Annotated in this window: 23 protein-coding genes; 6 read left to right on the top strand and 17 right to left on the bottom strand. The window is 41.6% G+C overall.

Going from position 1 to position 22,876, the window contains the following annotated elements:
• Window positions 1-10: 10 nt before the first annotated feature.
• The 7 genes from QE450_RS22790 to QE450_RS22760 all read right to left on the bottom strand — a co-directional run bounded on the left by QE450_RS22790 (window position 11) and on the right by QE450_RS22760 (window position 5,591).
• Window positions 11-949, bottom strand: coding sequence for a GDP-L-fucose synthase family protein (locus QE450_RS22790; protein ID WP_204826524.1), 939 nt, complete (start codon window positions 947-949; stop codon window positions 11-13).
• 37 nt (window positions 950-986) lie between these two features.
• Window positions 987-1,682 carry a sugar transferase gene (locus QE450_RS22785; protein ID WP_273614694.1) on the bottom strand — a complete coding sequence of 232 codons (696 nt, stop codon included), beginning with the start codon at window positions 1,680-1,682 and terminating at the stop codon, window positions 987-989.
• Complete coding sequence (gene galU / locus QE450_RS22780; protein ID WP_069329505.1) at window positions 1,682-2,590, bottom strand: UTP--glucose-1-phosphate uridylyltransferase GalU; 909 nt, start codon at window positions 2,588-2,590, stop codon at window positions 1,682-1,684. The genes QE450_RS22785 and galU overlap by 1 nt, the downstream gene beginning before the upstream one ends.
• Window positions 2,591-2,966: 376 nt before the next feature.
• Window positions 2,967-3,641, bottom strand: coding sequence for a CpsD/CapB family tyrosine-protein kinase (locus tag QE450_RS22775; protein WP_273614693.1), 675 nt, complete (start codon window positions 3,639-3,641; stop codon window positions 2,967-2,969).
• Window positions 3,625-4,374 (bottom strand): YveK family protein, encoded by a 750-nt coding sequence (locus QE450_RS22770; protein ID WP_273614692.1) that lies wholly within the window; start codon window positions 4,372-4,374, stop codon window positions 3,625-3,627. Before QE450_RS22770 ends, QE450_RS22775 begins: the two co-directional genes overlap by 17 nt.
• A 345-nt stretch (window positions 4,375-4,719) precedes the next feature.
• A complete protein-coding gene (locus tag QE450_RS22765) occupies window positions 4,720-5,016 on the bottom strand; it encodes a hypothetical protein (protein WP_273614691.1) in 297 nt (98 codons plus the stop codon).
• Window positions 5,017-5,345: 329 nt separating this feature from the next.
• Window positions 5,346-5,591, bottom strand: coding sequence for a hypothetical protein (locus QE450_RS22760; RefSeq protein WP_307302330.1), 246 nt, complete (start codon window positions 5,589-5,591; stop codon window positions 5,346-5,348).
• 461 nt (window positions 5,592-6,052) lie between these two features.
• Between QE450_RS22760 and mscL the strand changes: the two genes are divergently transcribed.
• Window positions 6,053-6,529, top strand: coding sequence for a large conductance mechanosensitive channel protein MscL (mscL, locus tag QE450_RS22755; RefSeq protein ID WP_273614689.1), 477 nt, complete (start codon window positions 6,053-6,055; stop codon window positions 6,527-6,529).
• A 111-nt stretch (window positions 6,530-6,640) separates the two neighbouring features.
• Here mscL and QE450_RS22750 read toward each other — a convergent pair whose 3' ends face one another.
• Window positions 6,641-6,946, bottom strand: a complete 306-nt coding sequence (locus tag QE450_RS22750; RefSeq protein WP_273614688.1) for a hypothetical protein — start codon at window positions 6,944-6,946, stop codon at window positions 6,641-6,643.
• A 170-nt stretch (window positions 6,947-7,116) separates the two neighbouring features.
• Here QE450_RS22750 and QE450_RS22745 point away from each other — a divergent pair, with 170 nt between their 5' ends.
• The gene (locus QE450_RS22745) at window positions 7,117-7,746 is read left to right on the top strand and encodes an NUDIX hydrolase (protein WP_273614687.1); all 630 of its coding nucleotides are present in this window, start codon (window positions 7,117-7,119) and stop codon (window positions 7,744-7,746) included.
• Here the strand turns inward: QE450_RS22745 and QE450_RS22740 are convergent.
• Window positions 7,743-8,537, bottom strand: coding sequence for a TrmB family transcriptional regulator (locus tag QE450_RS22740; RefSeq protein WP_307302326.1), 795 nt, complete (start codon window positions 8,535-8,537; stop codon window positions 7,743-7,745). The genes QE450_RS22745 and QE450_RS22740 overlap by 4 nt on opposite strands.
• A 95-nt stretch (window positions 8,538-8,632) precedes the next feature.
• Complete coding sequence (locus tag QE450_RS22735) at window positions 8,633-9,394, bottom strand: zinc ribbon domain-containing protein (RefSeq protein WP_307302324.1); 762 nt, start codon at window positions 9,392-9,394, stop codon at window positions 8,633-8,635.
• Window positions 9,395-9,713: 319 nt separating this feature from the next.
• Here QE450_RS22735 and QE450_RS22730 point away from each other — a divergent pair, with 319 nt between their 5' ends.
• The 3 genes from QE450_RS22730 to QE450_RS22720 all read left to right on the top strand — a co-directional run bounded on the left by QE450_RS22730 (window position 9,714) and on the right by QE450_RS22720 (window position 12,614).
• Window positions 9,714-10,994, top strand: coding sequence for an ATP-dependent helicase (locus QE450_RS22730; RefSeq protein ID WP_307302322.1), 1,281 nt, complete (start codon window positions 9,714-9,716; stop codon window positions 10,992-10,994).
• Window positions 10,945-11,796, top strand: coding sequence for a 3'-5' exonuclease (locus QE450_RS22725; protein ID WP_307302321.1), 852 nt, complete (start codon window positions 10,945-10,947; stop codon window positions 11,794-11,796). Before QE450_RS22730 ends, QE450_RS22725 begins: the two co-directional genes overlap by 50 nt.
• A 74-nt stretch (window positions 11,797-11,870) precedes the next feature.
• Complete coding sequence (locus QE450_RS22720; protein WP_307302319.1) at window positions 11,871-12,614, top strand: GTP pyrophosphokinase; 744 nt, start codon at window positions 11,871-11,873, stop codon at window positions 12,612-12,614.
• A 103-nt stretch (window positions 12,615-12,717) separates the two neighbouring features.
• On the opposite strand, the gene QE450_RS22715 is transcribed toward QE450_RS22720, so the two are convergent.
• From QE450_RS22715 to QE450_RS22690, 6 genes are all read right to left on the bottom strand, one after another.
• A complete protein-coding gene (locus tag QE450_RS22715) occupies window positions 12,718-13,431 on the bottom strand; it encodes a hypothetical protein (RefSeq protein WP_307302317.1) in 714 nt (237 codons plus the stop codon).
• 12 nt (window positions 13,432-13,443) lie between these two features.
• Window positions 13,444-14,340: a M15 family metallopeptidase gene (locus QE450_RS22710; RefSeq protein WP_273614681.1), complete on the bottom strand. Its 897-nt coding sequence runs from the start codon at window positions 14,338-14,340 to the stop codon at window positions 13,444-13,446.
• A gap of 12 nt (window positions 14,341-14,352) precedes the next feature.
• Window positions 14,353-15,228 carry a hypothetical protein gene (locus QE450_RS22705; protein ID WP_307302314.1) on the bottom strand — a complete coding sequence of 292 codons (876 nt, stop codon included), beginning with the start codon at window positions 15,226-15,228 and terminating at the stop codon, window positions 14,353-14,355.
• The gene (locus QE450_RS22700) at window positions 15,225-18,371 is read right to left on the bottom strand and encodes a DEAD/DEAH box helicase (RefSeq protein ID WP_274171106.1); all 3,147 of its coding nucleotides are present in this window, start codon (window positions 18,369-18,371) and stop codon (window positions 15,225-15,227) included. Before QE450_RS22700 ends, QE450_RS22705 begins: the two co-directional genes overlap by 4 nt.
• Before the next feature lie 434 nt (window positions 18,372-18,805).
• Window positions 18,806-19,795 (bottom strand): proline dehydrogenase family protein, encoded by a 990-nt coding sequence (locus tag QE450_RS22695; RefSeq protein WP_307302311.1) that lies wholly within the window; start codon window positions 19,793-19,795, stop codon window positions 18,806-18,808.
• Between the two features lie 147 nt (window positions 19,796-19,942).
• Window positions 19,943-20,755 (bottom strand): helix-turn-helix transcriptional regulator, encoded by an 813-nt coding sequence (locus QE450_RS22690; RefSeq protein ID WP_307302309.1) that lies wholly within the window; start codon window positions 20,753-20,755, stop codon window positions 19,943-19,945.
• 435 nt (window positions 20,756-21,190) lie between these two features.
• On the opposite strand from QE450_RS22690, the gene QE450_RS22685 reads away from it, so the two are divergent.
• Window positions 21,191-21,889: a copper homeostasis protein CutC gene (locus QE450_RS22685; RefSeq protein ID WP_307302308.1), complete on the top strand. Its 699-nt coding sequence runs from the start codon at window positions 21,191-21,193 to the stop codon at window positions 21,887-21,889.
• Here QE450_RS22685 and QE450_RS22680 read toward each other — a convergent pair.
• The gene (locus QE450_RS22680) at window positions 21,872-22,795 is read right to left on the bottom strand and encodes an ROK family protein (RefSeq protein ID WP_274171110.1); all 924 of its coding nucleotides are present in this window, start codon (window positions 22,793-22,795) and stop codon (window positions 21,872-21,874) included. The genes QE450_RS22685 and QE450_RS22680 overlap by 18 nt on opposite strands.
• Window positions 22,796-22,876: the final 81 nt, after the last annotated feature.

Genomic DNA, 22,876 nt, shown 5'->3' with positions numbered 1-22,876 from the left:
GAAAAACTACTTATTGATTAACAGCAACGCTATTACGGAAATCAGCATAGACTGCGCGGATACCTTCTTCCAAAGGAATACTTGCTTTCCAGCCTAGTGCATTAATTTTAGTTGTATCGACTAATTTACGTGGCGTACCATCAGGTACACTTGAGTTAAATACAAGGTCGCCTTCATAACCAACAATGTTTTTGATCATCAATGCCAGGTCTTTGATTGCGATATCTTCACCAACACCGACATTCACGATTTGGTTATCTTCGTAGTTGTCCATTAAGAACAAGCACGCATCTGCAAGATCATCCGCATGTAAGAATTCACGTTTTGGTGTTCCTGTGCCCCAGATTTCAACAGTTGGGCTGTTGTTTTCTTTTGCTTCATGAATTTTGCGTACCAATGCTGGCAATACATGAGATGATTTAAGATCAAAGTTATCATTTGGGCCATACATATTCGTAGGCATTGCTGAGATAAATCGTGAACCGTATTGACGGTTGTAAGATTCACACATTTTGATACCTGCGATTTTAGCGATAGCATAAGGTTCATTTGTTGGTTCTAATTCGCCAGTAAGAAGATATTCTTCTTTTAGCGGTTGTGGAGCGAACTTCGGATAGATACAAGTTGATCCTAAGAACAACAGTTTCTTCACTCCATTAAAGTGAGCTGCATCGATGACATTCGTCTGAATCAATAAATTGTCACGAATAAAATCAGCAGGGAAATCGTTGTTAGCCGCAATACCGCCTACTTTTGCCGCGGCTAGGAATACATAATCAATCTTTTCTTGTTCGAAAAAGCGATACACATCGTCTAATTTACGCAAGTCCAATTCAGAACTACTGCGATAGATTAAGTTATTGTATCCTTCTTTTTCTAGAGCTCTCAGGATTGCAGATCCAACCAACCCTTTATGACCAGCCACATAGATTTTGGCATCTTTATTCATTAATGTGTCACCTCGTCCTTATCTTATGATGTTGTTCTCAAAACGCGTCTTTAGAACCGAAAAGGACTCTAACTGTTTTGAAAAGGATATATATGTCGAACATGATTCCTCTTTTCTCAATATATTTCAGGTCTAGATCAACCATTTCTTCAAAGCTTAATTCGTTACGTCCACTTACCTGCCATAATCCGGTACATCCCGGTATAACACTTAGACGCAATTTGTCACGTTTGGTATATTCTTCGACTTCTCTTGGCAATGGAGGACGTGGTCCAACCAGACTCATATCACCGCGCAGGACATTCCACAATTGTGGAAGTTCATCGATACTCGTTTTGCGAATAAAGCGACCGATACGAGTAATACGTGGATCGTCTTTCATTTTGAACATCGCACCCTGGATTTCATTCTTTTCTAAAAGTTCTTTGAGCCGTTCTTCAGCATCAGAGACCATAGATCTGAATTTGTACATCCTAAATGGCTGTTCATCTTTACCGATCCGTGTCTGATAGAAAAATACTTTCCCTTTAGAGTCCTCAAGTTTGATCAAAATGCCAAGTACAATGAAGAGCGGTGACAACACAATCAGACCGAGCAATGAGCAAAAGATATCCAACATGCGTTTCATCAGTACATAAAAACGTAATCTAGCTGACGTTTTCCCTACATGTCTTGCATAAAATTCGCTATAGTTCGCCCAGGCTTCCGCTTCACTCCCTTGTCTTGGAGTCATTAGCTATCACCTCTTACCACGAGCAACTCTTCTTGCAGTAACTCTCTTTCCAATGTTTCTTTAAGAGAACGCAATAAAGGTGCTTTCAGGTCTTCGTTTCGTAAAGCAAATTCAATCGTTGTTTGAATAAAGCCTAATTTTTCACCTACATCATAACGTGTACCCTGGAAGTCATAAGCGAATACTTGTTGCAATTCATTCAATCGTTGGATCGCATCTGTCAGTTGAATTTCTCCACCTGCACCTACTTCTTGCTCCCCGAGGAACTCAAAGATTTCCGGTGTAAGTACATAACGTCCCATGATTGCTAGATTAGATGGTGCTTGACCTGCTGGCGGTTTTTCTACAAATTGGCGAACTTGATGTAACCGACCAAATTGTTCCGACGGATCAATAATTCCATATCGATGTGTCTGATCTTCAGCAACCGTTTGTACACCGATGACTGATTTCTCAGTGAGCTCATATTGTTCGATTAATTGACGTGTACAAGGTGTGTCCGATTGGACAATATCATCACCCAATAACACTGCAAATGGTTCGTCTCCAATAAAATTACGTGCACACCAGACAGCATGCCCTAATCCTTTTGGCTCTTTCTGCCGAATATAATGTATATCGACTTTAGAAGACTTCTGAACTTCGTCCAGCAAATCCAATTTGCCTTTTTCTAAAAGAGTCGCTTCCAATTCAAAAGCATTGTCGAAATGATCTTCAATTGCGCGTTTACCTTTACCGGTTACGATAATAATGTCTTCAATACCCGAAGCGATGGCTTCTTCAACGATATATTGGATCGTTGGTTTGTCTACGATCGGCAGCATTTCTTTCGGCATAGCTTTGGTTGCTGGCAAAAAGCGTGTGCCTAGCCCCGCCGCGGGAATGATAGCTTTACGAACCTTCTTCATAAAATCACGCCCTATCCTGTTTTTTTGTGTGGTTTACAATCATGCTGGCCAAGTTGCAGGTATGTAAGCATTCCGACCTTAACCTTTTCATAGAAGGTAAGATCGATGCTTATGAGCCTTCTGTTACGATGAGAATTCTGAAGACAGGAGTTATATTCTCTCCAATGGTTTTTTACTATAACGCATATCTTCAGCCTATTCACATTCCGGCTCTGTAACATTATACGAATCCGGGCATTCAACCCGTCCTCACCATCATACCCTTGACGATAAACGTCTAAGGCTACTTCTGTAGCCCACAGCATGACCGAGTATCTCCAGTGATATGGGTGCAGGAGACATTACCCCAAGCTTGACCTATATAGTTGAAAGTTAGTTATTGCTCTTCATGATACGCTGTTGTTAATGTTTTGCGGCTCGCTTGATTCAGTACAGCTCCTAATACATGAGCACCTACAAATTCAAGACTAGCTGTTGCTTTGACAATATCTTTACGACTGGCTCCACCTGCTTTGATCACCATGACAACACCCTCACATAGCGGCGTCGCTACCTGTGCATCGGTAAATGGTAACAAAGGCGGTGTATCCAAAATGACAAGATCGTATTCTGACTTCACTTCGTCCATCAAAGCTTCCATTCGCTTCGATCCTAGAATCTCAGAAGGATTCGGCGGTACAGCACCGGAAGTCATAACACTTAGATTCAAGGTGCGAGTCGATTGAATCGCTTTGGATAGATCATCTTTATCAAACAACACATTCGATAACCCTACATTGTTTGAAATGTTGAAAATGCGGTGCATTGCCGGGTTGCGTAAGTCTCCATCAATAATAAGAACACTACGTCCTGTCTCTGCATAAGCAATTGCTAGATTAGCGACAGTAGTACTTTTACCTTCGCCCAATGTTGCAGAAGTGACGATAATGCTTTTCACTTTGGCATCCAATCGGGAAAAATCAATATTAGTACGCAGACCTTTATAAGATTCTGCGATCAATGACTTTGGATTTTCTTTGGTAATTAACGGCCATTTAAGTGTGGTTGGCACGTTCTCCACCTCCTGTAAACGGCTTAGCTGGCACTCTTTCTTTTGCCGTCATGTCTTCTTCTTTCATTTTGGCGATCACTCCAAGCACAGGCATTCCGAGAACATCGCGGATATCTTCCTCGCTTTTGATCGAATCGTCCATATACTCCAGTAAAAAGGCAATCGCAATACCTACAACCACTGACAATACCAATGCGATTAATACAAATAACATCGGGCTTGTTGTAATCGGCGGTGTAGAAACACTAGGGTCTGCTTTATCCAAAATAATAATGTTATCAAAATTCATCAGTGTTGGAATTTCACGTTGGAATACCGCTGCAATTGCATTTACTTTTTTAGCAGCATTCTCATAAGAGGTATCCACTACTGAGACTGACATGACTTGTGTTTCATTCACTGCATTTACGCTAACTTGATTGATCAACTGTGAAGCATTGGCATTCAAATCTGGATACTCTTTTACCACTTTGTTCATAATGGCAGGCGTTTTAATAATTTCTTTGTACGTTTTGATTAACTGAATATTAGAGTTGATCGCTCCGATATTAGCTGTCGTACTGTCATCACCTGCTGTTGGGCTGCTGTTTACAACCAATTTGGCTGTAGCACTGTATTGCGGGCTATTTGTCATATAAGCGTACACGCCTGTTCCGACCGTAATCACCACAATAATCAAAAGTACCAACCACAATCGCTTTTTAATAATATTAAAATATTGTTTAATCTCCACAATCCTACCTCCAATTACGTATAAGTTGAGTTGATCTCAAGACTACGAACCTGTTGGATCACTCTTTACTTGTAGATTGAATGACTTTTCGCACTCCTCCTATTTTGAAAATATCCCCTTATGATTACTTTCAAAAAACGAACCAACCAAGTTGTAGCACAATCAGTTACAGTTTGTCATTTATTTATTACAAATTTGTAACATAGTTTGAATAAGAAATAACGGCGTTCACATAATGCCTACGATTACGAGAGATTGCCGTCTATTGTGACTGGGTTGGAATCGTTAGAGTATCACAACTCTGTCCATAAATCTAATTGTGTGTTCTGCATAGTAGGAAACATCTTAGGTGCCGAGGTTGGCAAATGTCGTAACTTCTTCATCAGCCACATGATCCGGGTACACCTGATAGGGATTTAACGGAGTTTGAAAAAAGGTTTGTGTATGAAGTGGTTGTTTAGCTGCCCATTGAGTAGAAATCGCTGTCCATTCACTTTGACTTGTCTCCAACACTTCTTCGTTAACGGATGCCCTTGATTCTATATGATTCTTTTCTTGAAGCGGACCGTCAATCAATCGAATTAGCATAAATACTTCTTGAGGCGTACCCTCCATATCAATACCTTTAAAACTGATTTTCATTACGTGCCCACCTCTCCTAAAATTGTTTGTATGATTTCATTAGTTTAATAGTTAAGCTTCTAAAATATTACATTTGTGTAATATGATTTCCAATCCAAAAGTTATTCGTTTTGAATAACTCCTGCGCTCATTATAATGCGTTCTGAAAATTTTGTAAACCTCTTTCAATTGCAAATTTTCTTACATTTTACTTTTTTAGGCAATTTAGATGTCCTGTTTTGTAATAAATCCTTCCAGTGTACCACCATTATTCATATGTTTTACAAGATCGTCCGCACTGGATTTCAAACCAGATTGTTTGAAAAGCAAGTCCACTAACACAGCAACATTCACTCCGTGATGGGTATTTGTTTGTAAAGGACGATACATTTTATCTTCATAAATGCCATACTGATGGGGGATATTTCTTCAGGTAATGGGGAAGTCGCCATCTCTAACCATTCATTTACATCAAAATCTTTATTTCCTTCTTTTTCCTGCTTGAGCGATGGATCTACGGAAAGTTTATGAAAGAAAGTTTTAACACCATTCCGTTTTTGCATCCACTGTTCATTAAGCACGTTCTGGTTTCTCACAATTAATTCCCTCCTGTTAATCCTGTCTCTTTTTATTCGTTTCGAATAATTATAAAATAGGTTACCTGAAAATCATGTCGAAATCTAGTATAAAAATAAAACTTTATTTATTTAAATTTCGACTTTCTATCTCTTTTGAACTGAGCAAAAAGAAACACTAAATGTCGGATGACTATACCTAAGTCTCACTTTATTTGTTTTCACTAACCAAATTGAGTCTTATTATCTAGTCCTCTATTAAATAATGAATAATTCATTTAACAATTCAAATTTTAGGTTTATCGCCTATTATCTGCTTTACATTAATTAATTTAGGATGTTAATTGTGTAGTCATGACATTATTCCATTTATTACTCATTATTGCTTATGTTAAAATTATATTGTTTAAAAGGCATAATGGAGCATTACCCCAAAGTAATGTAGTTTATTCAAATATGATAAAAGAGAGGAGTTAAGAACTATGGGCTTAGTGAAAGAATTTAAAGAGTTTGCGGTACGTGGAAATGTGATTGATTTAGCCGTAGGGGTTATTATTGGAGCCGCTTTTGGTAAGATTGTAACGTCTCTCGTTAATGATATCATCATGCCTCCAATCGGGAAATTGCTCGGAGGTACTAATTTTTCCAATTTATTCTGGGACTTGGATAGAACATTCAGCGGTTCTACGGTAGTGTACCCTTCTCTTGCAGACGCTGAAAAAGCAGGAGCGTCTGTGATCGCATACGGACAATTCATCAATACGGTGATCGATTTCTTAATCGTTGCGCTATGTGTGTTTCTTCTGATCAAAGGTATTAATATGATGAAACGTAAAGAACATGAAAAACCTGCACCAGAGAAAACAACACGTGAATGTCCTTACTGTATGACTGAAATTTCGATCAAAGCAAGCCGTTGTCCTCAATGTACATCTGAGCTACATAAGGCACCTGCGTGAATACGCACAAAAAACCTCTTTCCGCATCTATGGAAAGAGGTTTTTTTAAAGAATCAGAAGATATTGCAACCTTGTAATCATTTTTCTGCTCCCTCTGTATCACTATTCGTTTTAAATAGGACGATTAGAGGTAGGCAGCAAGTTGGACAGTATTCCTTTTAAATCCCGATCTTCTGTAAACTTTTTATTGCCTGTATCTAATTCTTTGATACGAATATACTGAAAAGAAGCAGGCGATTGGGTAGGCACAAATCGTAAAGAGTCTCCTCGATCTACAGTCACTTCATATTTCATATCTTTAAACATACCTTCAAGCTGTTCGTTTGTTGGCACTTTGTCATCATCTACGAATACAAGACCTCGTAACGACTTCACTTCATGGTCATGAACAACATCAAATTTTACAATACATTCCATTGTTTCTCATCCTCTCCGAATAATAATATTTCTTCTCTGTAAGAACTCTACTATTATAATAGTAGAAAGTCGTTTTTTTTACGTTGCCAAAACAACTTATAATTCAATAATAGAACAAATATGACTTGTTTGAATATGAAATATTTAACTTTGAAGGGAAGTGTCACGAAATGGTAACAACTGAATGGCTCGATATTTATGATGAACAAGATCAACATCTAGGCATCTGTGAACGCTCTGAAGTTCATCGGCTAGGTCACTGGCATCATACGTTTCATTGCTGGTTAATACGAGATACCTCAGAAGGGCGCCAACTGGTCTTTCAACAACGTCATCCTGACAAAGATACATTTCCAGATATGTATGATATTACAGCAGCAGGTCATTTATCTGCTGGAGAGACTTTTATCGAAGCCGCTCGTGAAATACAAGAAGAATTAGGGGTTCCGCTACATTATGAGCAATTAACTCATCTGCTCGATGTACGTGATGAGACGATTGGCAGTACGCGGCATGGAGCATTTATAGATCGTGAAGTTAGCAGTGTATTCGGTGCATTCAGTCCGTACGAACTTCAACAGTATCAATTACAAGTGGATGAAGTGTCTGGTATTTTTGAAGCTCCTTTACAAGCTATGATTGAATTATATCAAGGTACACGCGATAAAGTAATGGCTTCTGGGGTCTATACGACAGATTCTACACCAATGATTCACAAGCTCACAGTTCAGCGTGAACAATTTGTTCCTCATGAAGGCAATTATTGTATCGATGTTTTCCAGAAGCTACTCACTCTTTAATCTGTTTCTTTCTGTACAAAGCTAGGCATATATTTACTCAAAATCTGTTCATATCCTTCTCCATAGCGCCGAATTAACTCAGCACCCAGGTCATTTTCAAGTTCAAATAGAATAATTTCCTGGGCAAAATGCTGAAGTAACAATTCCACCATCAGTGGATGTTCGGTAACAATGGCTTGCGCAGGCAATTCATCGCCTCTCATCCCTACAATACACCAACGCCGATCGACCACTAACCAGAACTTGCGTCCGCCTTGTTGACTTGCTGTTAACGGTAGCATGCCTGAAAATTTGCCATCTTCTTCGCCTTCAAAAGACCATAAGACTCGTACACCACGTTGCTCTGCTCGCTCTAATCCTTGCCTTGACCATTTGGCTTCTTCCCGCCATATTCCAGCTACAATCTCTTCGCTTGCTTTATCCAACTCACGATTTAATGTCTCAATGACTTTACGTTCTCCTTCTACAATAAAAAAAGACGGTTGTTCATGAGTTTCACTAGGCATATGTTGTTCTAAATACGATAAAGATTCACCCACCTGACCTGAGATCATGTGGGTAAATTCTTTGATAGGCATCATGGTGTAACGAGCAGGCTCCCCCGGAGTCAACTGAAGCACACCCCGGGATACCAGACGTTGCAATGTAGCATATACATTAGATCTGGATACACCCAGTCGCTTAGCGACTTCATAACCGGATTGCGTACCTTGCTGAGTCAGACTTACCATCACTTTGGCTTCCAATTCTGTAAACCCGAGATGGCGTAAATGATTAAGCAATTGTTCCATCAGGTTCGTCATCCTTCCCGAGTGGTCTTCAAACGATCGATGTTGATGTATTGAAGATAAGCATATTCATTATCATTCAAGCAATAATCAGTAGATTATAACTGCTCTGCTCCACAGTTAGGGCACCATTTGGAACCTTTTTGCAAAGCACTTCCACATACCTGACAACTGAACATATCTGTGCCGAGTTCAGGCTCCGTATCTTCTTCTACCATAGTGGGTGTAGGTGTGACTGGCGTAGCAGTTGCCGCAGCAGGAATGACTGGCTTATGCGCGGGTTCTGCTGGCAACTCTTCTTTTTCTAATTTTACTTTAGATTCCGGTTGCCCTGGAAAATCTTCTTCATCTACATTGTCATCTACGCCTAGATTTTCTTTCCATGAGCGTACAAGACGATCCAATTCTTCCTGACGTTCATGCTCTTCACGTAGACGCTCTGCACGACGCGATTCTTCTTCGTCTACAGGAATATCTTGCAACTCTTCGTCTTCTTCATCCAGTTCTTGTTCATACTGAGTTGGATAAACGATAGGTGAATTGCGTTCATCATCAGGATCATCACCGAATCCTTGTTCACGTTTGACGGTGACTGGCAACTTTTCCATTTTGCGTCCACAATTTGGGCAGAAATTAGCTTCCAATGAGACAACGGTTCCACATTCGCAGACGCGTTCATTTTTGAGAACAGCAATTTTAGCGTGTACTTCATCAATCTCTTCCATTAACAGATCACATGCTTTGCATAAATCAGTCATCTCTTCTTCAGCAATGGACATGTCTCCGGCACGGTACCCTTCGTAAAATACTTGACCCATCCGCAAATAATGAACCTCGATTTCGCGTTCAATATCTGTCACATGACCGTTTAACCGGTTAAATCTCTACTGCATTCTGTGCACGCTCGGTCGCTTTACCTGCGCCACTTTTGAGCCGTTGCAACAAATTCATGACTGTTCTCCTCCTCTAATTCACACCATTTATATATAGATCATACATAAATAGTCGTTACCGTTTCATTGAATTTTTCATATGAATATACTCAGGGTACTACTTCAACTGCTATCTATCCATTATAATAGAAGGATATGTATAGCAGTACCCGGATACGGGTTGCTTCTATCATACCAAATTTCTGCTGTACTTGAAAAAGATAAGCCGGAAAGGAAGATTTATCTGTTGAAAGACACCCTATGGCAAGATTACCCACGACCTCAAGGTATTCAACCGCATACAACTGTTCCGGCTGCCGAAAGCGCACCTCGTGATACCAGTATAACTCTTATTTCGGATGAAGAGGGAGATGCTTCGTTTTTCCGTGCTCTGGAAAGTCAGGGTATTCTACTTAATGCTCCGCAAATTGAAGCGGTAAGGCATGGCACAGGTCCACTTTTGGCATTGGCTGGAGCAGGCTGTGGCAAGACTACTGTATTGACTGCTCGTGCAGGATACTTATTATCTGTACGTAACATAGATCCACGTCAGATTTTGTTAGTGACTTTTACAACCAAAGCCGCTGCTGAAATGAAATCAAGAATAGCCGCATTGCCCGGCATTTCTGCCGCCAAAGCGCGTGCTGTCGAAGCTCGCACCTTTCATTCTTTCGGTCTGTTAATGCTGAGACGATATGACAATCTTACAGAAGAAATCTTTGGAGATGCGCGTGCTCAACATGCCGTTTTGCAACGATTACGACGAGAGATCGGTTCGACCAGTACCACTCCACCGGAGACATTGTTAGCCACGCTATCTGCGATGAAGCTAGACGGCGGATCAGCAGAGGATCTACCTAAAGATACGCCTGAAGAGCGAGATCGTTGCGCTTTACTTTGTCGTTATGAAGAATGGAAGCAAGAATATCGCCGTATAGACTTTGATGATATCTTACTGCGTACCGATAAATTGCTAGATGATCCGCATACGTTAGCGATATTACAGGAACGTTTTCAATATATTATGGTGGATGAGTTTCAAGATAGCAATCGACTGCAATATGGCATGGTTCGCAAAATCGCAGATGCTCATCGCAATTTGATGGTCGTAGGTGATGATGATCAGACGATTTATTCTTTTAACGGAGCCAAGCAAGAATATATTTTGAACTTTCCGCAAGAATATCCAGGAACTAAGATTATTGCACTGGATATTAATTATCGTAGCCATCCACAGATTCTAGGTCTGGGTACACATATTGTGACTCATAATACCGCACGCCATCATAAAATATTAAAAGCAGGTGTAGCCGCAGGTCAAGCACCACGTTATTTGCGTCCAGCTCATGCGGATGCCGAAGCTGATCAAGTGGTACAACGATTGTTAGAACAACAAAAGCAAGGTATTCCGCTCGGCGATATCGCTCTACTTCACCGGACAATCAGTGGGGACGCGGGCGATTGCAGAGCGATTGTTGATGGAAGATATTCCATTTATTCAATACGGGGAAGCTCCTGTATTTTATGATCATGCACTGATTCGCCCGATTATGGATCATTTGCGCTTAGCGATTAAGCCGCGTCGTATGGATGCATTACCTGGTGTCATTGGCCCATTATACATTTCAAGAGATGCCGGTATGGATCATATTATGATGAAAGAACAACAGCAATCGAAGAAATATCCACTGATTCATCTTTATCATTGGGATCGGCTCAAATCGTTTCAACGTCAACAGGTGAAAGATCGAATCGTTTTTCTCAAAAAGATCAAAGAAATGAAGCCACTGTATGCGATTCAAGAAATTCGTCGTGTATTTTATGATAAATTCGCCAGTGCAGACTTTAGTGGCCCGGCAACCCGTCACAAAGATACAATACGCGAGACACTGGATGAATTGGAAAGTGCTGCTGGCAAATTTGCTACTGTAGAAGAAATGGTCAAATTCGCAGATGAATTGTCGATGAAACGAGAAAAAATGACCGAACTACTCAAGCAAGAATCACCTCAAGGTGTTCATCTGATGACGATTCATCGTGCTAAAGGATTGGAATTTCCTTGTGTGTATCTACTTGGAGCTTCAGAAGGCATTTTACCGCATGAAGCGGCTTTGCAAGACTTTGCCCCTGAAGATGTACGGGCTGCGCAAAATATGAAAGGCCCTGACAAAGAAGGGATCTTGATGAAAGCAGCTCTGGAAGAAGAACGCCGTATTGCTTATGTTGCAGTAACACGAGCCAAGCAAGAACTATATGTCTCTTCTCCAGCTATGCATCATGGCAAAACAGTGGCTCCGTCACGCTTTTTAATCGAAGCTTTTAAATCATAAAGTTGACTATTGCTAATGTCACAAATTTTGTTTACCTTTTCAACCCATGTACAATAGAAGCAGAGGTGACTGGTATGAGTGAAATAGACAAGATTATTTCGTTAAATCTAAACAATCTGGATTTATCCAAACTTAAAGAAATTAGTGAACATGCAGATACACTCAAGCAATTTGAAGAGTGGAAAAAGCTACCGATTCTATATGAACTGGCTTTGGAAGAATTACAGAACAAAATCAAATTGATTCAAGCTGAATGGGAATTAACCGATGGATTCAGCCCGATCGAACATATCAAAACCCGTCTTAAAGATCCTAAAAGTATGATCGAAAAGCTAGTTCGTAAAGGACTCGATACAACGGTTGATAATATTTTTGAACATATTCATGATATTGCAGGAATGCGTATTGTGTGTGCTTTTGTACAAGATATCTACCGGATGTTCAATCATCTAAAGCAACGGGAAGATATTAAGATTATTGAAATCAAAGATTATATCGCTAATCCCAAGTCTAATGGATACCAAAGTCTACATGTGATTGTAGCAGTTCCACTGGTATTGATGGAAGGAAAACGCTGGGTCAAAGTGGAGATTCAAATGCGTACACTGGCGATGGACTTCTGGGCGAGTCTGGAACATATTATTTTCTATAAGTATGACAAACAGGTACCTGCACATATCGTACATGAACTGACCGAAGCCGCCAAAGCCGCAGATGAATTGGATCTCAAAATGCTGAATCTGCGTAAAGAAGTGTTATCGTTAGACGATTCAGTGACTCCACCACCGCCTTATGTACGCAAAGAATCGACCAATTGATCTGATCTTCTAGATACTGTTTTCTTTATTTACAATATCTCTATAACGCAAAAAGCATGCGATCCCCATCCTATGATGAGAAACGCATGCTTTTTGATTTATCTTAGGAGGCGACAGCTTCGAATGTAATCTCACTGACTTTCATTGTTCCTTCATCCCACCGATAATGTAAAATAGCAGTGCCTACTGCTTCACCATCGGCTAATTGAGCCGCCACTTCTGCTGTTAATGTCTGATCTTCACCTACATGATAATCAATAATATTACCGAATTGTGGTAACTCATTCCGATCGGTAGGGTCTAAAGGTATTTCTACCGCGGGTTGATCTGTTACATTGGCGTTGACCAGAGATTTGCCAGACTTATGCACCACAGAAAAAGAAACATGAGCTTTGGTATATGCCAGGGCATCTTCCACTGCTACTTCTGTCTGCTGTTTTGGTTCAATCACATGGGCTTCGGATATGTATACCCCTGTTCCATAGCCTTTTGTCGTGATTACAATAATCTCTGCTTGCCCATCTCCATTCAAATCTTGTTCATGAATCATCGGTTCATAACCCGGGTTGCTTACTGTCTCCCAGTCATAGTGTTGCGCTTGCTCGCCTTGACCTTCATCAATCGCTATATTGTGATAGAGCCCATCTTTTTCCTCACTCGCATAGAGACTGATCTTGCCTTCTTGAACCAATGGCGCAACTGACGCTTCAACAGATGGAGTCGACTTCTGAATCGATGCGCCTGGGTTAAACGCACATCCGGTCGCTTCCAACAGTAAAATAGTAGCAAATACCGTCATTTTCCGCCGATGGTTCATAGCTTCCCTCCTTTATTTCTGAATCTGATCTTCGTCAAAATATTCTTCAAGCGTTAGATTTTTAGCTGTTACATCTTCCGCTAATTCTTTGCCAATATAACGAATATGCCACGGTTCCCATGTATAGCCGGTAATCGCATCTGCACCTTTTTTGTAGCGAATCACGAATCCGTACTCTGCTGCATGTTTGGCTAACCATTTGCCTTCTGCGGTTGCTCCGAAAGACTGCTCCAGACCATAACCGATACCCGGGCCTGATACGTCAATCGCTAGACCAGTCTGGTGCTCACTTGTTCCTGGCTTCGCACTCACACGATCGGTGTAAGCTTGACCTTTGGTCGCTACATTATTATTGTAGATCGTCACCTGACGCTTATATGAACGGTAACCAGACACAGCTCTTAGATCAAGCCCTGCTTTTTTGGAAGCGGCGAATAGTTTTTCTAATGCGCCTGCGGCTTCTTTACGCATATGACTTTTTTCTAATACACCATCATAAGAGAAAGCTACTTTGGGTACTACCAAATCCGGCGGAATATACCCATCTGGTAATGACCGCTTTTTGTTCACAATCACAGTCATCGACTCAGGGTTGGTAATCACCATTTTTCCGTTCATCTTTTTAATAGTCGATTGAAGCGAACTGTCTTCACGCTGTTGTAGTAATGTATCACCTGTGCTATTGGTCGTGCTTGCTGTTGTTGCATTTGCACTGGATGTGCCTGTTGTCTGTGCTGATGAAGATGGTGTCTGGGTAGTTGCATTAGATGTATTGCTTGCCGATGTTGGAGCTGTCGTAGCTGATTGCTCTGCACTTGCTCCACAACCTGCCAATAGTACTCCTGATAACAGCACACTGGCTGGAATAATCATATTCCACTGCACACGTAGTGGCTTTTTGGTATTCATTCTAAAACTCCTTTATTTTGCAAAATGACTCCGCATCATACGTTCTGCCACTTGTTTACGAACTTCTTGATAACCTGTACTTGCTCCTTGAACGCCTGGTAATAATGCTTCGATATCTGGTAATTGTAACTCTTTATTTTCGACAAATGGAATTAATTTTTTGGCAGTAGCACCTTCTAGTTGTTTGTTCCATTGTTTGTTGGATTTATTCAAATATGCTTCTACTTCTGCCAGACCTTCTCCGGGTTGATGCAATGTTCCAGCGGTAGCCGCTTCTGCCAGTAAACTGCCTAGATTAGGTTCATCGGAAAAAGATTGTCCTGCCATTGTCCCGTCTTCTATAGCAAATTCACTTTGGGCTTGAGCCGATACTTGCTGTCCCCAGATATGGAAAATATCTTTGGATAATGCTTGTGGACTCCACCCTGCCAATTCCCATGCAAGCAATGGGTTAGCCGATAATCGTTCACTAGAGTAATCAATTAGAGCTTGCACTTGAAAGTTTTGTTGTTCTGATGAACTTTCCACTTGATGCACAGGTAGATCGATAGTAGAAGGCGATTGGTCTTTGACATAAGGCGTATACAGCAGTAAATCTTCTCCAGCTCCAGACCATTCATGTACATCTTGAAGCACATGTTTGGGCATAAGCTCAATCTCTTTGGCTGTTGTTGAAGAAGGAGACTCCATATTCAGCAATAGATACATACTCCATGCTGAAGCACTTAACGATTGAAGCATTTTTTGTTTTTCTTCTTCAGCAGGAAGATCGATATGCAATATCACTTTCGACTCTGCTGTAGGTTTGGCTGTAGCTGGATACACATCAGCCTGAATCTGCCCTGTATCAACTTGCCAGTTGCTTACTGCCCATTCTGTAGTACTCATTCGTCAGCTCCCCATTCCGCAGATTGAAGAGATACCAGTTGCTTCAATTCTTCGTCTGACATTTCGGTTAGCCATTGTTCGCCTGTACCGATCACTTGCTCTGCCAGTGTTTTTTTACTTTCTATCAATTCATCAATACGCTCTTCTAGTGTACCCTGACAGATTAACTTATGCACCTGTACATTACGACGCTGTCCGATACGGAATACACGGTCTGTCGCTTGATTCTCTACAGCAGGATTCCACCAACGATCATAGTGAATAACATGATTCGCTCGTGTTAGATTTAGCCCGACTCCACCTGCTTTGAGAGATAGTACAAATAACGGTGGCCCTTGATCATTTTGAAAAGCATCGATCATTTCGTCACGCAATACTTTGCTGACTCCACCATGTAAAAAGAACGGTTCTTGTCCGTAATGCTTACTCAAGCGTGCAGTTAGTAATTCACCCATTTCAACATACTGGGTAAAGACCAGCGCAGATTCTCCGCTATCTCGAATCATATCGAGTAATTCGATCAATCGTGCCATTTTACCGGAACGCTCTTGCTTGGACGTATCTGGCTTACCATTGCTAGCTACCAGATGAGGATGATCGCAAATCTGCTTCAATTTGGTCAATGAAGACAGCACGATTCCTTTACGTGTAATGCCGCCACTGCTCCCCATCCGTCCTAACATTTCAGATACAACACTTTGATACAGACCTGCTTGTTCAACTGTCATATAACAGTACGATTTCAATTCAATCTTATCCGGTAGATCACGGCGAATATCAGGATCACTTTTGAGACGACGCAACATAAATGGAGCAACTAATTTGCGCAATGTCTGTAAGCGGCTCTCCATCTCGACTCCAGAAGCATTATACGTCTGACGGAAAGAAGAAGAGGTACCCAGATAACCCGGATTCAAGAATTGGAAAATCGACCATAACTCACTTAAACGATTTTCTACAGGTGTCCCTGTCATCGCTATTCGGTGAGGTGCATTGAGTTTCATTACACTTTGTGCTTGTTTAGTACGGTAATTTTTAATATATTGTGCTTCGTCTAATACGATCGAAGCCCAGTGGACTTCACGTAAATCTTCACCATCTCGTCCTGCTAGATGATACGTAGTTAGTACGATATCATGTGATCTAGCTTCCTGAAGAAACTCTTCGCCACGTGGACGACGACTGCCATGATGAATATACAGATTCATTTCAGGAGCAAATCGTTCTAATTCACGTTGCCAGTTCCCGAGTAGAGAAGTCGGGCATACGATTAAACGTGGCCCTGCGGCAGGTTGATCGAGCATACAAGTAATCACCTGTACTGTTTTACCAAGTCCCATATCATCCGCCAGACAAGCACCGAATCCTAGATCACGCATAGCGGCAAGCCACTGGAATCCTCGTTCTTGATAAGGACGAAGTGTACCATGTAGACCTTCAGGCACTTCACGCACTGGAATATCACGCCAGGCATTGCCTTCCATCAGACCATTAAGTAATGATCCGGTCTCGATCTCAAAAATATGCAGACCATTCCATGAATTTTCATCTTCATCCGCATAGATATGCATCAATTCATTAAATGAAATTTCGCCTTCTTCATGACGACGGATAAAGCGTAACACCTGACGAATCTCGGTCAGATCGACTTCGATCCATCCACCATCGAAAGGAATCAAAGGCACACCGTTTTTAGCAATTTCTGCGAGTTCGGCGGCTGTTAATGTTTTGCCATCTAGCACAGCTTCCGGTTCAAAAGCCACCATCTGATTCATGCCCAGACGGGATGTTTCTTCAGGGCCACGACTGCTGTCTTGCGGTGTTTTGAGTTTTAATTTGACTCCGCTACGGCGCTTACCTTCTCTTGTCCAACGTGAAGGAATCTGTACAGCTACGCCGGATTTGCGCAAGCGAGGCACATCTTCTTTGAGAAATGTATATACATCCGCCGCTTCCATATATCCACCTTCAGGGCTGGACACTTCTAAAAATGAAGCGACAATCGGTGAGCGTTCTGCGGCTTGACCGAGCTGAATCAAAATATGCTGTTGCACATTCTCATACGTACGACCACGCACGACTAGCTCTGCATCTCCATGTTTCCACAATACACCGACAGGTATCAAAATAGCTGCGTCAGATTCATCATCTGCCCAGAAAGACATACGCCATTCTTGAGTATTTGAATACATCGCTTGTTCCGCAGGAGTAGCATCTGCTGAGACTGGTGGTTCTAATCGCACAACCAGACGCAATTCTCCTTTGCGCTCTTCTACATTTTCCACTTCTGGAACAGGTACTGCTGCTCCATTATGTTCACGAATCTGTTGAGCCAGTTCAGCCATATCATCGGCGGTTCCTTGCACTGCTAGATCGCCTGTAGCATCGAACATCGAATTCCACCATAGATGAGCTTGAGGTGAAGTGCCCCGGCGGTATGCCGCCATATAAGCTCTAAATTTCCCGTAACCTGCATCCCGGAACATACGCCGAATCTCAGCATCCATCACTGCTACTAAAAATGAGTGCAAAACATCTGCGCGCGCTTGTGCAGGACGATCCGGTTCTGAAGCAGGAAATAATGACAATGCCGATAATCCTATCATCGGAATAGCATCTGCTAATTTGACAAACATTTCACGGTCTTCCCCTTGTAAAAGAGGTTTCCATGTTCCATGTAATGTAGCTTGAGCACTACGGCGACCTGTTCCTGCAATCACTGTACTATCCGGCAAAATTTTACCTTCACGCAACAGCTTTTGAGCAAATTGAACAGCTTTGTGCCAGTAACGCATCTCTCCGCCTGGTGTAATGCCTTGACGTGCTAATAATGCTTCATCCCAATTGAGGAGCAAATCATACGCTTGCTCAGGGGACAAAGCTAATCCTTCGACCATTCGGCCTGGCAGACGTTTACTTCTACCTGCACGACGTGTAGGTGCTTCTTTTGCATTGGTATTTCCCGAAGGACCAAACTTCAATTCAGCCAGACGTAATCCAGACTGTGCAAAAGGTTTGCGACCAATAGGCATTTCCAGACGACGCATGACTTTCATCCAAGCATCGACCTTAGGTTCAGACATTTCACCGGAAAAACAAAAAAATACGTCTCCGATCCATATTCCATATAACGGTTGATCCATCTTTGTCTCCCGTCCATCTCAGTTACGTTTTCATAATAAGTGCTTATCTATACCAGCACGACTAAGTTTAATGAGAAAAATGATTTGAGCACCAAAATTCTGACAAACAGCAATAATCTTTGTCAGAGTAGGTATCTTATCTATTATAAGGGTGGATGTCCGAAAATTCCAGATTTCCAACTAAAAAGACTGAGATTCATTTTAAAAATCTTAAAATTGCAATCTAGAACATCAAATTATCCACTATACAATCAAGTTCATTCCAAAAAGTCTTTAAAATAGCAAATCTTCTGAAGCTAAAATAAATGAGTGTTCAGTGAATTGCTGAATCAAAATGAAGACAAACCAAAAACACACGAATTACGCTCCCTAGCGTATCCGTGTGTTTCTCTTTTAGACCTGAACATATTATTTTTGGGTACATTTTATCGTTGTTATGTTACATAGTATTGCAGAACAGGCGCTTCCTGCTCACCACCTACTATATCGACAAGTGCTTGAAACAAATTAGGCGGATACTCTGCAATCCGGTGACATAGATATAGATACCACTCCTGCCCATAGGTCAAATAAATACGTACAGGATAACCTTGCTCGCGTAACTTCACGCACAGTTCTGGACGAATCCCATACAATAGCTCTAGCTCAACCGAAGCCGCTTCTTTGGAGTCATATTGCAATAATCGAGTGATTAGCGCTTCATCATGCGTAGCAATAGAAATATGACAGCCCCGCTGTACAGCTAACTCGAATAGCTCTTCATACCGCTGATCTAGCTCTGCTGAACGTGAGAGTGCAATCGTATCTGGCTCCTCGTATGCTCCTTTAACAATCCGTACACGTGTATCTTTAGCTAGCACATCTAATGCATCGCTTGATGTCCGATTCAGCTGTGCTTGTAACGTAATACCGATCAGCGGATAGATTGCTACCGCTTGGCGATAGACCTCCAAGATCGACTCCGTTTTCGCCGACTCTTCCATGCTAATAAATAGCTCGATTGTATACCTCTGCGATAACTCTCCTAACTCCAGGAGATGGCGAAGCGCTAGCTCACGATCTACAAGCAGACCAATATGCGACAGGTCAAACGAGACACGTCCACGCATTCCCTGCTGCCCCATCTCAAGGATTAATCCGATAAGCTCTTGCTGTGCCTGCTGACAGGCTGCGACCGATAATGTATTTTCACCAATGTATTCTAGCGATATCGCATAACCATAGTCTATCAGCTGATTAGCCACCTCTAACGCTTGCGACCGCTCTTCTCCTGTCACATAACGTGCTGCTGCACGCTGTAGTAGGGCATAGCTAGACGGATTATGCTCTATATATCCTTTAATATCTGGACGACGTGCAATCGCCTTTAGCGCCGCGGATGCTTGTGTAGCAAGTCGCTGCTCACGCTCTCTCATTTGATCCATCATTCATCACTCCTCTTCCCTATACACTAGCGAAAAGGAAAAGAGAATTATTGTACAAAATTGCTATGTAGCTACTTTTCTATACAAATCTTATACTTTAAGTTCACAAGTCAAACCATAACTAGCTTCACTACAATACACCTCACCCTAAGTAACCGAAACTTTATATTTTCGCGGTGTAACTCCAACGACACGCGTAAACATCCGGGTAAAATGACTCTGATCATAGAATCCGGCTTCTGTTGCTACATCTACAATAGGACGCTGGCGATGTAGCTCTGTTTTGGCATAATTAATACGTAGCAGATTTTGGTAGACGTGTGGTGGTACGTGCTGCCACTGTTTAAACAGTCGAATCAAGTGAAAACGGCTAATGGATGTGACCTGCTCCAACTCTTCTAACAGGATCGGACGATGGAAGTTCGCATGTAAATACTCCTGTACAATCCCAACATATTTGCGGTCAGCTGGTGAGGTCATGCTTTGGTGCTCCAGATCGCCATGCTCACTACACGTAAGTTGCTGTAGCAATCCAATCAATGCCGTTTCCGTTTCAAGTGGTTCATTCCCATTTATTAGTGAGTTCATCGTCTGCTGCATCTGTATGGTACAATCTTGATTTTTCTGTGTGGACAGCAAATAAGGAATATCAATCTGTGCCAATTCTTGCTGTTCCATGCCTTCTAGCCATTTCGGATCAATAAAAAGCATATCATAGCTCCATTTCAGTCCTTGCTTTGGATGACAAGCATGCAGCATATGCGGAGGAAAACTAATCATACGACCTGCTTCTACTTCCCACAGCTTACCATCACACCATGCCTCCGTATGCCCATGATGAATCAGACCGATTGAATATTCCTCATGAAAATGTCGATGATAGGTTAGTTCATCCGCATAGCAACGCTTACCTTCTACAAAGGGAAGCTGGAGATTGCGATAAAAAGATACATCCGCCATGAACTCCTCTCCTCTCATCTGTTTATTTACTTCTAGTATAAAAAAAGGATAGACACAGGCAATTATGCCCTGCTAATCTTTACTTGGATATTAGCCTATGTTATTCTTCGTTGTTATTGTAGCTCGTTTAAATGTACTATATTACATCTTTATCTAACATAATGGTACATGAAAATAGAAAAATCTCCACTGTACACCTAATGTAACGTATAGATTCATATGTGATTAAATCAGTCATGCTTTATGCAAAACAAGATAAACGTCCAATAAAATCAAACTTACAGTGGAACAATCGTGAATTCAAAGGTCATATTCTTTTTAGACGGAATTTGGTACTCGTCATGGGTCGGAAGCACACTGGCTATCTACGTTATCAGCTATATCATGCTGATGATAAGCTGTCTATAAAATAGGAGTATAGAAAGAGAGGTTGTTATGCGAAAAAGACTTGAAGTGATTGCGACTACTCCAGAAGATGCGATGATTGCAGAGCAAGCAGGTGCAGATCGGATCGAACTGATCGCCGCTCAACAAGAAGGTGGACTCACACCTAGTCTCGGAATCATCGAATATATTACTGAAACGGTACATATTCCGGTTAATGTGATGGTGCGTCCTCATAGTCGTCATTTTCGATATGATCATGCGGAACTAAACAGTATGATACGAGATATTCGTCATATCTCCCGTACAGGTGCAGCAGCGATAGTAACCGGTGTTCTGACTGCGGATGGGCAGATTGATACGAATGCTTTAGAACGATTGCTGGATGCAGCAGATGGCAAGCCTTTTACGTTCCATCGTGCGTTTGACGAATTGGATAATCTGGAGCGCGGTCTGGATATATTGTCACACTATCCTCAGATTACTCATATTTTAACGTCTGGTGGTCAACCTTCTGTGCTACAAGCTGTTGATCAGATGATTGCCCTGAATCGCTTAGCTATACAGTACCCGATACAATTGATTGCTGGAGCAGGATTAACTTTGCAGAGTCTGGCTGATTTTGTTACACATACTTCGATACAAGAAGTTCATTTGGGTAGTGCTGTACGTATCCATAGCGATATCAATCTTGCTCTTGATCCTGTACGTATCGCCCAAGCACAGCAATTATTACAAGCTAGCATTTAACATCGCAATCCGAGCGGCTCCTACCATGCCTGCATGATTACCTAGTTGTGCAGGCATCAATAATACCGGTCTACCACCTAATTCTTGAATACGCTGAAGCAATAATTCCCACCACGTTCCACGTGTAACAATGATGCCCCCACCAATAATAATCGCTTGTGGATCAAAGATTTGATCCATATTAATAATCGTATTTGCAAGATCATTAATCCAACCATCTAATACAAAAAGTGCTTCTGTTGTGCCTTGTTTCGCTTCTCTCATCAACGTATACGCATTCCAGCCCGGTACATATTCATCTGCGCGCCGATGTAGAGCTGTTCCTGATATATACTGTTCTACACATCCTTTTTTACCGCAATTACAAGGCAGACCGCCCGGATGCAGAATCATATGCCCTAATTCACCTGCGCCTCCATACTGACCGGAGATCACTTCGCCATAATGAACAAGTGCACCTCCAACTCCTGTTCCTATCGTTAACATTATCGAAGATTGCACATGAGAAGCCGCACCAATCCAGTCTTCGCCTGCCGCTGCTGCATGAGCATCATTAACAATCCATGTCGGTAGTCCTGTAGAAGCTGTAACTAATTCAGCCAAGCGCATACCTTTCCAACCCGGCAAATTATCTGTCGCATCAATTACGATTCCGCTTTCTCGATCGATTCGACCGGCAGAGCCTATACCGATACCATGAATCGTAATAAAGCGTTGTTTGACACTATCATAAACAATACTTTTTAATTCATTAGCGATATATAATACTCGTCCTAAAATAAATTCAGCACCTTGTTCTGCTTGCGTAGGCAATTCCATACGTTCTATCATCTGCCCTTGCTCATTCACCAAGGCACCTTTGATGCCAGTACCTCCTATATCTATCCCTATCCAGCATGATTGCATGTGTTCATCTCCGTTTTTTTAGATTTCTATGTAGTTGTATACTATAAAATAAATGTCTTTTCAGGTCATTTTAGTCTGTTG

The organism is Paenibacillus sp. SORGH_AS_0306, from assembly GCF_030819345.1.
Classification (GTDB): Bacteria; Bacillota; Bacilli; order Paenibacillales; family Paenibacillaceae; genus Saccharibacillus; species Saccharibacillus kyungheensis.
The sequence above is the reverse complement of the archived record's forward strand: the minus strand, read 5'-3'. Positions and strand labels throughout refer to the sequence as shown.

Excerpts from the sequence above, each read along its gene's own strand:
- QE450_RS22790 (WP_204826524.1), bottom strand. The coding sequence starts at position 949 with ATGAATAAAGATGCCAAAATCTATGTGGCTGGTCATAAAGGGTTGGTT.
- QE450_RS22785 (WP_273614694.1), bottom strand. The coding sequence starts at position 1,682 with ATGACTCCAAGACAAGGGAGTGAAGCGGAAGCCTGGGCGAACTATAGC.
- galU (WP_069329505.1), bottom strand. The coding sequence starts at position 2,590 with ATGAAGAAGGTTCGTAAAGCTATCATTCCCGCGGCGGGGCTAGGCACA.
- QE450_RS22765 (WP_273614691.1), bottom strand. The coding sequence starts at position 5,016 with ATGAAAATCAGTTTTAAAGGTATTGATATGGAGGGTACGCCTCAAGAA.
- mscL (WP_273614689.1), top strand. The coding sequence starts at position 6,053 with ATGGGCTTAGTGAAAGAATTTAAAGAGTTTGCGGTACGTGGAAATGTG.
- QE450_RS22750 (WP_273614688.1), bottom strand. The coding sequence starts at position 6,946 with ATGGAATGTATTGTAAAATTTGATGTTGTTCATGACCATGAAGTGAAG.
- QE450_RS22745 (WP_273614687.1), top strand. The coding sequence starts at position 7,117 with ATGGTAACAACTGAATGGCTCGATATTTATGATGAACAAGATCAACAT.
- QE450_RS22740 (WP_307302326.1), bottom strand. The coding sequence starts at position 8,537 with ATGGAACAATTGCTTAATCATTTACGCCATCTCGGGTTTACAGAATTG.
- QE450_RS22725 (WP_307302321.1), top strand. The coding sequence starts at position 10,945 with ATGGAAGATATTCCATTTATTCAATACGGGGAAGCTCCTGTATTTTAT.
- QE450_RS22720 (WP_307302319.1), top strand. The coding sequence starts at position 11,871 with ATGAGTGAAATAGACAAGATTATTTCGTTAAATCTAAACAATCTGGAT.
- QE450_RS22715 (WP_307302317.1), bottom strand. The coding sequence starts at position 13,431 with ATGAACCATCGGCGGAAAATGACGGTATTTGCTACTATTTTACTGTTG.
- QE450_RS22710 (WP_273614681.1), bottom strand. The coding sequence starts at position 14,340 with ATGAATACCAAAAAGCCACTACGTGTGCAGTGGAATATGATTATTCCA.
- QE450_RS22705 (WP_307302314.1), bottom strand. The coding sequence starts at position 15,228 with ATGAGTACTACAGAATGGGCAGTAAGCAACTGGCAAGTTGATACAGGG.
- QE450_RS22700 (WP_274171106.1), bottom strand. The coding sequence starts at position 18,371 with ATGGATCAACCGTTATATGGAATATGGATCGGAGACGTATTTTTTTGT.
- QE450_RS22695 (WP_307302311.1), bottom strand. The coding sequence starts at position 19,795 with ATGGATCAAATGAGAGAGCGTGAGCAGCGACTTGCTACACAAGCATCC.
- QE450_RS22690 (WP_307302309.1), bottom strand. The coding sequence starts at position 20,755 with ATGGCGGATGTATCTTTTTATCGCAATCTCCAGCTTCCCTTTGTAGAA.
- QE450_RS22685 (WP_307302308.1), top strand. The coding sequence starts at position 21,191 with ATGCGAAAAAGACTTGAAGTGATTGCGACTACTCCAGAAGATGCGATG.
- QE450_RS22680 (WP_274171110.1), bottom strand. The coding sequence starts at position 22,795 with ATGCAATCATGCTGGATAGGGATAGATATAGGAGGTACTGGCATCAAA.